This window comes from Roseateles microcysteis, from assembly GCF_036880965.1.
In the GTDB taxonomy this organism is placed as follows: domain Bacteria; phylum Pseudomonadota; class Gammaproteobacteria; order Burkholderiales; family Burkholderiaceae_C; genus JAUASW01.
The window spans coordinates 487,684-500,887 of record NZ_JBAJMV010000003.1 but is presented as its reverse complement, the minus strand read 5'-3'; the positions used below and the strand labels follow the sequence as shown (position 1 = coordinate 500,887).

At 65.3% G+C, this 13,204-nt stretch carries 12 protein-coding genes; 3 read left to right on the top strand and 9 right to left on the bottom strand.

The genetic code is table 11. The annotated features are described in order from the left end of the window. The first annotated feature begins 124 nt into the window (after positions 1-124). Together V3596_RS11315 and V3596_RS11310 are read left to right on the top strand one after the other, a co-directional pair. A complete protein-coding gene (locus V3596_RS11315) occupies positions 125-1,423 on the top strand; it encodes a pectate lyase family protein (protein WP_334277840.1) in 1,299 nt (432 codons plus the stop codon). A gap of 98 nt (positions 1,424-1,521) precedes the next feature. Further along, positions 1,522-3,138, top strand: a complete 1,617-nt coding sequence (locus V3596_RS11310) for a family 43 glycosylhydrolase (protein ID WP_334277839.1) — start codon at positions 1,522-1,524, stop codon at positions 3,136-3,138. Positions 3,139-3,142: 4 nt separating this feature from the next. Here the strand turns inward: V3596_RS11310 and ubiA are convergent, their stop codons facing one another. After that, positions 3,143-4,048 (bottom strand): 4-hydroxybenzoate octaprenyltransferase, encoded by a 906-nt coding sequence (gene ubiA, locus V3596_RS11305; protein WP_334277838.1) that lies wholly within the window; start codon positions 4,046-4,048, stop codon positions 3,143-3,145. A 221-nt stretch (positions 4,049-4,269) separates the two neighbouring features. On the opposite strand from ubiA, the gene V3596_RS11300 reads away from it, so the two are divergent. Beyond that, on the top strand, positions 4,270-4,962 hold the full coding sequence (locus V3596_RS11300; RefSeq protein WP_334277837.1) for a substrate-binding periplasmic protein: 693 nt from the start codon (positions 4,270-4,272) through the stop codon (positions 4,960-4,962). Positions 4,963-5,007: 45 nt separating this feature from the next. On the opposite strand, the gene V3596_RS21755 is transcribed toward V3596_RS11300, so the two are convergent. From V3596_RS21755 to V3596_RS11265, 8 genes are all read right to left on the bottom strand, one after another. After that, complete coding sequence (locus V3596_RS21755) at positions 5,008-5,181, bottom strand: PEP-CTERM sorting domain-containing protein (protein ID WP_395384769.1); 174 nt, start codon at positions 5,179-5,181, stop codon at positions 5,008-5,010. A gap of 135 nt (positions 5,182-5,316) precedes the next feature. Next, positions 5,317-5,856 carry an Lcl domain-containing protein gene (locus tag V3596_RS11295; protein ID WP_334277836.1) on the bottom strand — a complete coding sequence of 180 codons (540 nt, stop codon included), beginning with the start codon at positions 5,854-5,856 and terminating at the stop codon, positions 5,317-5,319. Between the two features lie 85 nt (positions 5,857-5,941). Next, a complete protein-coding gene (locus tag V3596_RS11290; protein WP_334277835.1) occupies positions 5,942-6,436 on the bottom strand; it encodes a hypothetical protein in 495 nt (164 codons plus the stop codon). Position 6,437: 1 nt separating this feature from the next. Then, positions 6,438-7,637 (bottom strand): hypothetical protein, encoded by a 1,200-nt coding sequence (locus V3596_RS11285; RefSeq protein ID WP_334277834.1) that lies wholly within the window; start codon positions 7,635-7,637, stop codon positions 6,438-6,440. Positions 7,638-7,710: 73 nt separating this feature from the next. Continuing rightward, a complete protein-coding gene (locus V3596_RS11280) occupies positions 7,711-8,934 on the bottom strand; it encodes a hypothetical protein (protein ID WP_334277833.1) in 1,224 nt (407 codons plus the stop codon). A 151-nt stretch (positions 8,935-9,085) separates the two neighbouring features. After that, entirely contained in the window at positions 9,086-9,544 is a 459-nt protein-coding gene (locus tag V3596_RS11275) for a hypothetical protein (protein WP_282829225.1), read from the bottom strand. Beyond that, entirely contained in the window at positions 9,541-12,225 is a 2,685-nt protein-coding gene (locus V3596_RS11270) for an MORN repeat-containing protein (protein WP_334277831.1), read from the bottom strand. The genes V3596_RS11275 and V3596_RS11270 overlap by 4 nt, the downstream gene beginning before the upstream one ends. Before the next feature lie 74 nt (positions 12,226-12,299). Beyond that, positions 12,300-13,202, bottom strand: coding sequence for a caspase family protein (locus V3596_RS11265; RefSeq protein WP_334277830.1), 903 nt, complete (start codon positions 13,200-13,202; stop codon positions 12,300-12,302). Positions 13,203-13,204: the final 2 nt, after the last annotated feature.

Here is a 13,204-nt window from a genome sequence, read left to right as displayed (position 1 = left end):
ACTACCGTTTCGAAAGTTCCGGGGCATGAATCAGAATACCGAAACAGCGTTTCAGAATCATGAGTGGTTTCATGGGGGTGGCGATATGACGCAGAGGATCCAAGGCTTGCTTGCTGTCGCAGCGATGTTAGTGCTGGCTCCCGCGCAAGCCCAGGTGCCTGGCGTTGCCATCAATGCGGCCAGCTTCGATGTAAGCGGCTGGGCCGTCGGCACCCAGGGCGGCAGGGGCGGCCGCATCATCAAGGTGACGACGCTGGCCGAGTCCGGCCCGGGTTCGCTGCGGGAGGCGGTCGAGGCCGAGGGCCCGCGCATCGTCGTCTTCGAGGTCGGCGGCGTGATCGACATGCAGGGCCGGGAGCTGCTGATACGCCATCCCTTCATCACCATCGCGGGCCAGACGGCACCGCGGCCGGGCATCACCGTGATCAAGGGCGAGACCAATATCCGCGCCAGCCAGGTCATCATCCAGCACCTGATGTTCCGGCCCGGCGAGTTCGGCCGGCCCAAGAAGGGCGGGGCCGACCAGGACGGCATCTCCACGCAAGGCGCGGCAGCCCAAGTGATCGTGGACCATTGCAGCTTCTCCTGGGCGACCGATGAGAACCTCTCGGTCGGCGGCCCGCGCTTCAACGGCGGCGACCAGCCGGACGACTGGCGCCGCAACACCTCGCACCAGATCACCTACAGCCACAACCTGATCTACGAGGGCCTCGCCAACTCGGTGCATGAGAAGGGCGAGCATTCCAAGGGCAGCCTGATCCACGACAACGCCACCGGCATCCTGCTCTACGCCAACATCTACGCCTCGAACATGGAGCGCAATGCGCTGTTCAAGGGCGGCGTGCATGCGGCCATGGTCAACAACCTGATCTACAACCCCGGCGGCAAGGCGGTGCACTACAACCTGGTGGCCCATGAGTGGGCCGGCCGGCCCTTCCAGCCGGGCAAGGTGACCTTGATCGGCAACGCCTACCGGCAGGGGCCTGACACGCGCCCCAACACGCCGCTGTTCGCGCTGGGCGGTCATGGCGACGTGGAGCTTTTCCTGCAGGACAACCTCGCTGTCGACGAGGTCGGCAAGCCGGTGGCGCAGACCGGCGTCTACACGGCCGGCACGGCGCGCATCCTCAAGGCCGACAAGCCCTACCTGCCGCCCGACATCCGCATCCATCCGGTGGCCACCCTGGAAGCCGAGCTGCCGCTGGCGGTGGGTGCGCGGCCCTGGGACCGCGACCCCATCGACTTCAAGCTGCTGTCCGACGTGGCCGAGGGCCGCGGCCAGATCATCGATTCGGAATTGCAGAACGCGCATGGCTATCCGCATGGCAAGTTCTATGCACCGACCCGGCGGGCCTTCGACGCGGCGCAGTGGAACCTCGTCGACATGAGTCCCAAGGCGGGCTGGGCGTCCTTGTTCAGATGACCCACCCCCGTTGCGCCTGTGGCGCTCCCCCTCAAGGGGGCGCACCCAATGGCCTGGCAAAGCCAGTTCCATGGGTGCCGCTTGAGTGGGCGCCCGCGTTGCGGCGCCTGATCCAAGTCGGGCTGCTGGCGGCCTTTGCTTGCCCTAGCGCCGCGCAGATCTCCGAGGGTTGTGCCACGGTGCTGGGCAATGCCTATCTGCGGCCCTGCCTCGACAACGCGCGCGGCATCGAAGGCCAGCGCCGCGCCGACCTTGGCGACGGCCGCTACCTGAACCCCATCCTCGCCGGCGACCGGCCCGACCCCAGCATCCTGAAGGACGGCGACGACTACTGGATGGTGCACTCCAGTTTCGAGACCTACCCCGGCCTCACGATCTGGCACTCGCGCGACCTGGTGAACTGGACGCCGCGGGTCAGCGCCTTGAAGGACTATATCGGCAGCGTCTGGGCGCCCGAGCTCACCAAGCATGCCGGCCGCTACTACCTCTACGTGCCGGCCAAGAAGCCCGGCAACAACAACATCTACGTGATGAGCGCGGCCAGCATCGATGGGCCGTGGACCCCACCGGTGCCACTCGGCAACGACCGCATCGACCCCGGCCACATCGTCGGCGAAGACGGCAAGCGCTATCTTTTCGTCTCCGGAGGCGGCCGCCTGAAGCTCAGCGACGACGGCATGAAGGTGGAAGGCCCGCTCGAGAAGGTCTATGAGGGCTGGCAGTACCCGCCCGAATGGGACGTGGAGAGCTACTCGCAGGAAGGACCCAAGATGATGCGGCGCGGCGGGTACTTCTACATGACGCTGGCGCTGGGCGGCACCGCCGGCCCGCCGACCAGCCACATGGTCGTCTCGGCCCGCTCCAGGTCCATCCACGGCCCATGGGAGAACTCGCCCTACAACCCGATCACGCGCACGGTGACAGCGGCGGAGAAGTGGTGGTCCAAGGGGCACGCGACCCTGGTCGAAGGGCCGAAGCCGGGCACCTGGTACATGGTGCTGCACGGCTATGAAAACGGCTTCCACACGCTGGGCCGGCAGACGCTGCTGCAACCCATCGAATGGACGGCTGACGGCTGGTTCAAGGCGAGCAATCAGGACATCGGCCAGCCCATCGCCAAACCCGATGGCAAGAGCGAGCGGCCGCCGCATGGCCTGGCGCTGTCGGACGACTTCAAGACCGACCGCTTCGGCCTGCAATGGAGCTTCTTCGCCGCGGGCGCCAACGAACGCCAGCGCCTGAGCCATGGCGATGGCGTGATGGCGCTCAGCGCCAAGGGCAAGTCACCGGCCGACAGCTCGCCACTCAGCTTCATCACCGGCGACACCGCCTATCGCTTCGAGGTCGACCTCGACATCGACGAGGCCGCCCAAGGCGGCGCGCTGCTGTTCTACAACGACAAGCTCTTTGCCGGCGTCGGCATCAATGAGCGCGGCATCGTGCTCTACCGCTACGGCCAGGAAATCCGCACCAGCGCCAAGCCGGCCGGCATGGGAATGAAGCTGCGCCTGCGCGTCACCAACCAGCGCCATGTGATGACGATCCACAGCAGCGCCGACGCTGGCAAGACCTGGCACAAGTTCGGCACGCAGATGGACGTTTCGGGCTACCACCACAACGTGGCGGGCGGCTTCATGAGCCTGCGCCCGGCGCTGTTTGCGGCGGGGCAGGGCCAGGTGAGGTTTTCGCGCCTGAGCTACGAAGCCCTGCCCTGAGCGCTCAGCGCAGCGCCAGGTCCACCACCGTCCCCACGAACACCGCGAACCCCAGCCAGTGGTTTTGCCGGAAGGCCTTGAAGCAGCCTTCGCGCGAGCGTTCGCGTATCAGCGAGTAGTGCCACGCCACCTGGGCGGCCGCAACGACGACGCCGGCGATGAAGTACTTGCCGAGGCCGAAGCGCAGGCCGAGCCAGGTCCAGGCGGCGAGGTAGATCAGGTAGAAGGCCATTACACCGATCACATCGAAGCGGCCCAGCGTCAGCGCCGAGGTCTTGATGCCGATGCGGATGTCGTCGTCCCGGTCCACCATCGCGTATTCGGTGTCATAGGCCAGCACCCAGAACAGGTTGGCCACCAGGAGCGCCCAGGCCGACAGCGGCACGGCGGCGTTGAGCGCCTCCAGGCTGAAGCTGGTGCCGCCGAGGGAGGCCGAGAAGGCCATCGGGATGCCAAAGCTGAAGGCCACACCCAGCACCGCCTGCGGCATCGCCACCACGCGCTTGGCGTAGGGGTAGACCAGGGCCACGGCCAGCGCCGCGAACGACAGCATGATGGTTGTGGCATTGGTCGTCAGCACCAGGCCGAAGGCCAACAGCGCAAGGCCTGCCCCCAGCAGCAGCGCCTCCTTGACCGACACAGCGCCGCTGGTGACCGGCCGGTTGGCGGTGCGCTTCACATGCTTGTCGAAGTCGCGGTCGGCCACGTCGTTGACGCAGCAGCCGGCCGAGCGCATCAGGATGGTGCCGAGCGTGAACACGGCGAGCAGGTGCCAGCCGGGCCAGCCGTCGGCGGCAATCCACAGGCTGGCGAGGGTGGGCCACAGCAGCAGCAGCCAGCCGGCCGGGCGGTCCCAGCGGATCAGGTCGAGGTAGAGGGACAGGCGGGAGCGGGGCGCGGCGGGGCTCATGGCGGCATTGTCGCCGGCCGAGACCTGAGGGGTATCACCGAGTAGGGGCTCGCCCGCTTGTGCGACGGCAAGTCAATACCAAGAATGTCTGGATCCGGCCGTGCGGTGCTCGCGGGGCCGTTTCTGCAGGAGTTCACTTGCGACGCAGCTTGGGGTGGGCACTGGCCAGTGCGATGTGTTGGTTCGCTCCCCCGGTGTTGGCGGAGGAGGTCAGGCTGCGCGTGCTGGCCGATCCCTGGTGCCCCTACAACTGCGAACCCGGCAGCCCGCGGCCTGGCTATGTGATCGAGCTGCTGCAGGCAGCACTGCCGCCCGGCAATGCACTCGACTACCGCGTCGTGCCCTGGGAACGGGCATTGGCGGAAACCGCCGACGGCCGCGCTGACGTGGCCCTGGTGGTCACCTCGTCCGGGGTAGAGCGCTTCGGGTTGGTGGTGGGTCGGGAGCCTGCCGGCATGGCGGCGGACTGCCTGTTCGTTGCCACGACCTCGTCTGTGCGGAGCTTGCGCCGCCAGGATCTGGACCGTTTGAAGTCGGTGGGTATCGTGGCCGGCTACGAGTACGACGGGCCCATCGGTGCATGGCTGCAGAACCCCGCCTACAAGGACCGGATCCGCGTGACAGGCGGTGCCCGGCCCGCTGAGGTCAATGCCCGCAATCTGGCGCTGGGCCGGCTCGATGCCGTGGTCGAGGATGCGCAGGTGATGCAGCATGTCTTGCTCCAGCTGGGCCTTGGAGCCAAGGTGCGCCAGGCGGGCTGCCAGGCGGCAGGTCCGGTCTACGTGGGCTTCAGCCCGCGCCATCCCCAGGCCCGGCAACTGGCCGAAAGGCTCGACCATGCGCTGCAGGAGCAGCGCCGCAGCGGCCAGTTGGCACGCCTGCTGACGCGCTACGGATTGAGCGACTGGAAGTGATTGCGGGCCGGCTGGGCGTTGGCAGGGGTGCAGGGCCTTGCATGTTCATGGACGGAGCCGGGAACGACGCGCCTGAGCGCGCCGAGACCCCGATGCCGCAGAGTGCGGGCCGGCGTTCGACCTCATTCGCCGCCTCGCCATCGCAAGCAACAGCCCCAGTGCCCCAATGCCAGTCAGGGCCACCGAGCTGGGTTCAGGAACCTCTGCGCCGACCAGCACATCGCCCTCCCTCAGTGCAAAGGAGAAAGCACGGTTGGGCGCATCGCCAGCGGCTGCCGCTGCGTCACCCTTTGCTGAGAGGGGCCACGCGCGGGAACATCAGGCCTATCGAATCGGACCTCTCGGGCCTGGCGTTTACTTCGCATTCCTGACCAGCCGGACCTCGTACTCCTCTTCGTCCTTGCCGATGAGGTCAAAGCGGCCGCGATTCCCTGTCAGGTTCTCCAGGTCCTCCTTGCCGCTGACGACCCAGTGCATGTTGGTCATGTTCGTGACTCTGGACGCGGTCCAGTACACGAACACCTTGGAGCTCTGGCCGTGGAAGTGCGGGCTCAAATGCGTCAGGCGCTCATGCCAGGATTGCCTGGCCATGATCGACATCAGCTCCTCCCGACCCGGCAGCCGCCAGCCGTTGCCTGACTGCTTTGAGACTGCCTCGGCATCAAACCAGTTCATGCGCTGTGGCGTGCCCGTGCATTGGTCCTGACGCAACTCTTGCCCAACGAAGCAAGACATCCATTCCAGCTTCTGTTGATGGTCGACAACGACGGCGCCAACCTGCTTGTCTGGCTTCAAGGAGAACCGGTCTCTCTTGGCTTCGAGCTTGATACCCTGCGCGAAGACGGAAGAGGTCAGTGTGATCAACGCGGCAAGCAAAGTGGTGACGGCTTTCATGGGTTCACGAGTCCTTCGAATGTTGCTGACGGGGCCTGAGTTCAATGGGCAACGGAGACTGGACAAGTTCAGCGATGCGCCGCTGCTAGTTGCATTTCTGACTCGCTGCCATTTCCAGGGACGCTGCCGAGTTGTTGAACCCAGCTCCCACGCTGCCCCACTTGCCGTTCTTGTCGCGGTACAGCTTGTGCTCGGCGCCGCTGCGACAGCGGACCACGAAGATGGTGTGCCGCGTGTCGAAGCCGAACTCCGAGAAGCCGCCTTCGTACTGCCTGACGATCTTCCAAGCGCTGCCCGTGGCTGCTGTTGAAGGGTTGCTGTTGGTGCTGCTGGGGCCTGCGGCCGCCTGCTCTGCCTGACGCTGCTTGTTGCGCCGGTCCGTTTCGTCCACCTGGGCGCCCAGTGCGCTCCGGGCCCGCGCGATGTCGCTGCGGACTGATGCAGCGACGCTCAGTTCGACCTTGTTGCCCGAGCGGGCGTCTGCCTTGCGGTAGGCGTCATCGACGGGATTGGCCTGGCCAGAGACGCTGACGAATACATACAGCAGGGCGAAGCAGGCGATGTACTTGTAGGTGTTCATGTCAGTTCGGCAGAGGCCGTCCCTGTTTGTCGAACAAGCCAGCGAAGCTTCTTCCGGACTTGTCGGTGACCTTGCCGCAGCGTGGGACGAAGCCGATCTCATAGGTCGAATAGTCCCGGCCGCTGATCTGCTCGGTGCTGATGAAGGCGGTGCCCAGCGGCTCAGCCTCCCGTGAGCTGTTGGAGTAGATCTGACGCAGGCAGAGCTCATAGCCGCTGGCATCGAACTCGAGCGAATCGGACTTGAAATAGTGGACGGGAGACTGTCGCCATTGCTCACGATGCTCGTAGAAGGCGGCCATGAAGTTCCCTGCGGGTGTCTGGAGGCGATAGATGTAGTCGCTGGTGAGCGGCCTGGTCGATGTCTTGTCCGGCCGGACCGAGTTCAACAGCACGGCAGCCGAGGTGTTCTCCATCTGGAAGTCGAAGCGGCCGGCCACCGAGAGGGTCGGCGTCGTTGCATGGTGGGGCCAATCCTGGCGTCGTTGCGGGGAGACCAGGGTGCCATTCACTGCCTTGAGATTGAAAGTGGCGCGGATGAATTCGTTGAAGCCGCTCTTGAAATGCACCACACCCAGGCTGGCCGCCTGTGCTGTTCCAGACAGACTGAAGGGGTCATGCCGGTACTGGGAGGTCCCGGTCACGTCGACATGGTGGCCGGACACCCTGAGATCGACAGCCCCGTTCTCGTCATAGGCCAGCGTGCGCGCGGTCCACTTGTAGGACTGTCCGGCGATGTCAGCCTCATCCATCTCCAGGCGCACGCGCCCATTGACCTTCACCATCCTGACCATACCTGCGCGCGCCTTGGCGACGACGCCATTGCAGGCGATCGTGTTGTCGGCGGGCTGCCCATCGCGAAAGTTGACCAGGCAGGCCAGGCCTCGTCTATCGAAGGGCTTGCCATTCGCTCGGCTGATGACACGCTGAGCCGACTCCACCGTGCTGTTGATCTGTTGCCCCAGATCTTCCTTGGGCTTGCGTACATGGAACACGTGCTGCGGTCCATCCGGCAAGCCGTTGGCGAACTCGCCGATGAGCAGCATGTCGCCCATCGACGCGATGCCATGGCCCTGCAGCTGACCGGCCTGGTTGCAGGAGCCGCTGTGCCGGAACCAGCCCTGCGTTTGCTCCTGGCATTGCACGTTGCTGCCGATCTGGTAGCTCTGAGCCCAGGCCGACGAGGCGGGCAAAGCAGTCACAAGCAGCGTGATTGCCGCGGTGAGAGTCGTCCTCAAAGTGATTTCCTTTCCATGGGATGTCCGTTGGCGGCGCTTACAGCGGTTTCAAGGACTTCACTTGAAACTGCATGTCGAACCGTCCATCGGCCTTGAAGACGCGTGTGCCGCCCATCAGCAGCCCACTGGCGGCACCCGAGCCGCCGGAGATCGACTTCCACTCGATGTCGCGGCTGCCGCTGACCCGGTACTGGCCGTTGCGGCTGAAGACGAGCGAGACGGGGTACTCGAAGCTGCGACTCGTGGGTTCGTCCTTGATTTCGCATTTGTCGCCCCACAGGAAGCCGCAATTTCGCTCGCCGCTTTGAACGCCGTGGGCCACCAGGATGAGCACGCCATCGACCGCGTAGTCGAAGCGCGGCGCATAGATGTCGGTGCGGAGCTGACCGCTGAAGCTGAGCAGGGCGCGAAGCTTGGTCTCGACGACGCGGGCGATGACCACATTGCTGTCGTTGGCGTCGACGCGCCCAGTGCCGGCCAGAGTCGCCTTGAAGTCGAACAGCTTGTCCTGCAGAGACTGCATCACAAGCAGTTCCACCTGGGCCCGCTCTGCGTCTGTGGTGGCTGCATCATGCGCAACGCTCAGCAGCTCGCGGCGCTTGTTGATGGCATGGACTTTCAGCAGCGAGTCGACGCGACGCCCCTCGAGCGCCAGCCGTTGTGCCAAGGCAAGCGCCTTTGGCGATGACTCGACGCCATGGATGGACAACGCACGCTCGACCGTGTTCTCCTGCCCGGTCCGCCGCAGCAGTGCCTCCAGCACGCGCGGATCCTTGGTGGCGCTGTAGGTCTTCAATAGCGATGCGTCATCGTCAGACTCCAACGCCGCGCGGATGGCCCCTTCCTGTAGCAACTGCCCAACGTCGATCTTGGCGAGCAGCAGGCCTGCATCGGTGAGACAGCGCTCGCCCCATCCGCACACGGGCTGCGCCAAACCGAAGCGCGCGCGCTCCTTCAGCAATGACGGATCCAGCGGCTTGCCGTACTTGAAGAACAGGGTGCCTCGCCTGTCGGCCCAGTAGCGAACGCCCTGGTCGTTGGTCTTGATCGATGCAGACACGGCTGCGGGACCAGGGACGGCAATGTCGTCGATTACCAAGGCCAGGTCGGTGAAGCCGCAGCGTCCCGAGTAGGGCCTGTCGATCTCGATCTCCACAAAGCCGTTGCGCTGGTACACGGCGTGGCGCAGCGTGCGGCAATCGCCTTCACCAACGATCACACGGTCGGAATTGAGCAAACCCGCCACAGGTGCTGGGGGCACGCTTGCGGCAGTCTGAACCGGCGCGGTTGTGGTGGTACGTGTTGGTGGTTGTGTCGGCGGCGGCGGGGCGCCTGCGCAAGCCGTCAGCAGACCCGCGATCCACACCATCACACTTCGAATCTGTATCCCACGTGTCATTGCGTCGACCTCATCATCGTGAACTCCGGCACTCCCATTGCGCCGACTCCGCCAGGCTCTTGGTGACCGGGCCGGTACTGGACTGCCACCGGCCCGAGTTCAGCAGGTGGACTGAGAACTCCTCCCTGGCCTTGCGTCCAAAGTTGCAGCGCACGCGCACTTCCTTCTGGTACCAGTGCGCCAGGCCACCGCCCTTCTTCTCGCCGAGCACAGTCCAGTCTGCGCTGCTGCGGTCTTCATAGGCCTTGTCGGCTGCGGCCGCCGCCGCCATCTCACGGCGGCGCTGTTCGAGTTCGGCATGCCGCTTGGCCACCGCCTGGGCTGACTCATTGGCTGTCTTGTTCACGCTGGCGTCGACCGTGCTCGTCGTCTTCGCCGGCTTGTTCTGGGCGTCCAGCAACTTGTCGATGTCCTGCGCGCGTGCCAGCACGGACAGGCTGCCCAGCACCGCGATCGCGAGCAGCACTCTCATGGCAGCAGCTTCACCGACTCGATCGAGGCCACGCCGGCAAAGCCGCTGATGGCCTCGCCTGATTCGGTGCCGAACAGCGCCGAGGTGCGGGCACCGTCGAGGCTCAGTTCGAAGCTCCCCTTGGCGCGGTAGCCGTTCGTGGTGTCGAGGACGACTTGGACTTCCCGCACGTAGGGCACGGTCCCAACACGGTCGGAGCAGGCTGCGCCCAAGCAGGTCCGATGGGTCTTGTCGACTTTCAGACCTACCTTGAGCGTGACGGCGTAGCGCCCCTGCTTGAGCGGCAGCAGGGCCGTCTCCGGTGCCAGCGACCAGCTGAACTTGACCGGGATGGAGCTGGACACCGACCTGAAGAAGCCCAGCAGCCTCTCGGCGTCTTCCGTGCCAGCAGACTTGCCGCTGCCCTCGACACGGGAGGACAGGGTGAGCACCTTGTCGAAGCCGGCGAGCTGCATGAGTGTGTACTCGAGCCGTGCGCGCTCGGCGGGCGATGCCGCCAGTGCCTGAGCGCGTTTGAGGTCGTCCTTGTTGCCCTTGGCCTGGTAGGCACTCAAAGCGGCCTCAAAGGTCTTGGTGGCATCGCTGCCGGCCGCGCTGCCGGCCGCCGCGCTCGCGCTCAGCCAGGCCTGGCGTTCACTCGACAGGTCTTTGCCGGACAGCTTGGGAATGCAGTCGGCATAGGTGGTGCATTCAAAGGCCTTGCTGCCCTGCTTGAACCAGCCGATGTCGTTGACCCGCTCGCCCGAGCAGCCGGCAGCGCCGCATCCGCTGGCAGATTTCGCAGTGCCGTAGCCCTGCAGCTTGCCCTCACGGAACATGCCGGACTCGATGTAGATCGTGTAGTTGGTGACCGGCGCAAAGGCACTGAGCAGCGCCCCCATGGTGCCTGAGCCCATGCTGGGCTTGCTGCCACCCCGTCTGCCTGTCCGAAACCCGACGCCATGGGGTTGAGCATCCTTGCATTGACCCCGGTAGTCGTCCTTCTGGCAGTAGTCGGGCACGAAGGCCCAGTACTTCTCACAAGGCACAAAGGCTTCGGTGTTCGATTTCTCGGTGGGCTTGGAGTCTTTCAGGCAGGCGATGTCTACGGGGATGCCTTTGTGGCGGGTGACGACGATGCCGGTGGTGGCAAAGCCGGCGATGTTGCACTCGCCGTAGAAGTCAGCGCTGCCGTTGGCGCCTGGATGTATGTTCGAGACCTCCGCCTTGGCGCAGCGGCGAACGGCATCCTCCGTCGATTCGGTCACCCTGGCTGGCGGAGCTGCACGCTGGAACGGGACCCCCCCGTTGAGCTTCGCGCATTCCTCGTCACTTGTGCAGCGGGTGGTCAGGTTGTTTCCCGACCAGAGGCCCCTGTTCACACGCCCGTCGGCGTAGACGGACTCACCATAACCTTTGCGGTTGTTGTCGACCCAGTGACCATCGAAGTAGTCCCCGTCCGGCCAACTGTACAGACCGCGCCCGGTGCGTTCGCCTTCGAGCCAATCGCCCGAGTATTGGTGGCCGTTGGGCCAGACCATGCGGCCACGCCCGCTGCTGATGCTGTAGGGGAGGCCGAGGATGTTTGCTTGTGAAGGATCGGCTTCTACCTCGCCCTCATACACGGGGCCGTTGGAATAGATCAAGAGACGGTTGATGACGGGCCAGCCCCTGCGGCTATAGCGTCCAAGCTTTGCGGACACCACCGGTCCATCGACGGTCACTTCGGCTGCCTTGTAGGTCAGGCCAGCGGTATCGGCGAGGGTGGTAAGGGCCTCCCATTGCAGTGGAGACGACAGCTCGGCGATGGGCTTTGGGGTCTGCAACTGAATTTCACCGGAACCCTTGTCGGCAAAACGCAAACGCAGCGAATTGGCCGACCAGTATGCGGACTGGGCGGACCTTCTTGTGCTGGCAGACAGCCTCTGATCAGCCTCATGCAATGGCGAGTAGCTGATCCGCCCGTCTTCGAGTTTGACGGCCATGAAGTTGGATCCGACCAGCATCAACGCCTCTACGGAACCACCGCTGAGAAGTCGCAGGTCCTGGATCTTGGCGTGCTTGTCGAACTGCACGGCACGCCGCAGCTTGCCGCCAGATTCATACTCGGCCAGCCGGCTTCCCTCCTCTATCGCCATGAGCGTGCCTGCGCTCGTCCGGGCCAACCACTCAAGGGATCGCGTTTCCAGAGTCAAGCGGCTGAGCTCCTTCAGTTTTCCGTCGTTGATGCTGAAGATGACCAGCCGGGTCCGATTGCCAGCATCCTTGAGGTAGGTGTACTGCGCACCGGACACCACCGCGAACTCGTTGCCGCCGAGCTCGTAGAGCAGGCCCCAGGTTTGCGGCGATCCAAAGGGCTGCTCCGAGCTGGACATGAGCTTTTTCTCCAGGTCGTAAACCCGGACCATGCCCTCACCACCGGTCGTCGCGGTGACGAAGTAGCGACCGTTCTCCAGCGCAAGGGTGGACAGCACCAGTTCCTTTTCCTTGGCCGGCAGATTGGCCAGCAGCTTGCCGTTGGCATCGACGAGCTTGATCGCCGGGTTGGGGCAGCTGGAGCAGGTCTTGTTGGTCAGCACGATCCTGCGCCCGTCGGGCAGCAGCGTTTCTGCATCGGCCAGGGCGAGCCCGCTGGTGCAAAGCAGGAGCAGCGATGTGGCGAGGCAGCGCAGCCGGCGCGGCCAGGGGAGGGGAGTCGTCATGGGAGCTTTCAGCGGTCTGGCGAGTGGCACCCTGCTTTGGTGCCAGTCACCGCCTCGATATCAGCCCCGTTCCCTCAGTGCTTACCCGTAATCGCTCCACCGGCGAATATGGGCACCGGCTTCGTTCGCCCTTCGCTGGCATAGCGCCGCTGCAGCGCTTCCATCAGCGAACCAGCATCGCCCAGCCCCTGCTCACGCAACAGCGCCGCCACGTGCCAGCTGAACACGCCATGGCGCCGCGAGGCAGCGAAGCCGGCACCGCGTGGCAGCCATTCCTCGGCCACGCGCTCGTGGCTGCGGCCGGCGAAGACGAGCACGCGGCCGTCGAGGCGGGGGCCGCCCAGGCTGCGTGTGGCGCGTGGTTGGGCTTCCCGGGGCAGGCCCAGGTCAGCTGGCGCCACTGCGCGGCTGAGCGGCTTGACCGCACCACGCGCCATGCCCGCGGCATGGCAGGTGTCGAAGAAAGCCCAGACCGTGGCGCCCTTGTCGACAAGGGCATCGATCCAGTCGCCGATCTCGTCGTCGACGATGGCATTGGGGATGGCCTCGATCTGACCGGCGCCTTGCCATCGGCCCGCGTCCGCGGGCAGCAGCACCTCGTCAAGACCGTCCGGCTCGGGGTGACGTGGATGGCTGGGCTGCGGCTGCTGGCTGCCGTGGCCTGCGTAATGGAAGACCACGCGATCACCGGGGCGCACCTGGTCCAGCACGCCCGCCATGGCGCCCAGGATGTCCGCGCGGGTCGGCGCGTCACTGAGGCTGCGCACCAGGCGCGGGTCAAAGCCGCGGGCATGCAACGCCTCCCGCATCAGGCGCACATCGTTGGCCGGGCCCTCCAGCCACAGGGTCCTGGGCAGTGCGGGGTAGCGGCTCACGCCGACCAGCAGGGCATGGTCGGCCGCGCTGGCGTCCAGGCAAGCCAGCGCCATGCCCAGGCGAACCACCAGGCGAACCACCGGGCGAATCTTCAGGCGCATCA

Coding starts and splice junctions, on each gene's coding strand:
- V3596_RS11315 (WP_334277840.1), top strand. CDS start 125: ATGTTAGTGCTGGCTCCCGCGCAAGCCCAGGTGCCTGGCGTTGCCATC.
- ubiA (WP_334277838.1), bottom strand. CDS start 4,048: ATGAGCCCCGCCGCGCCCCGCTCCCGCCTGTCCCTCTACCTCGACCTG.
- V3596_RS11295 (WP_334277836.1), bottom strand. CDS start 5,856: ATGAAAGCCGTCACCACTTTGCTTGCCGCGTTGATCACACTGACCTCT.
- V3596_RS11290 (WP_334277835.1), bottom strand. CDS start 6,436: ATGAACACCTACAAGTACATCGCCTGCTTCGCCCTGCTGTATGTATTC.
- V3596_RS11275 (WP_282829225.1), bottom strand. CDS start 9,544: ATGAGAGTGCTGCTCGCGATCGCGGTGCTGGGCAGCCTGTCCGTGCTG.
- V3596_RS11270 (WP_334277831.1), bottom strand. CDS start 12,225: ATGACGACTCCCCTCCCCTGGCCGCGCCGGCTGCGCTGCCTCGCCACA.
- V3596_RS11265 (WP_334277830.1), bottom strand. CDS start 13,202: ATGCGCCTGAAGATTCGCCCGGTGGTTCGCCTGGTGGTTCGCCTGGGC.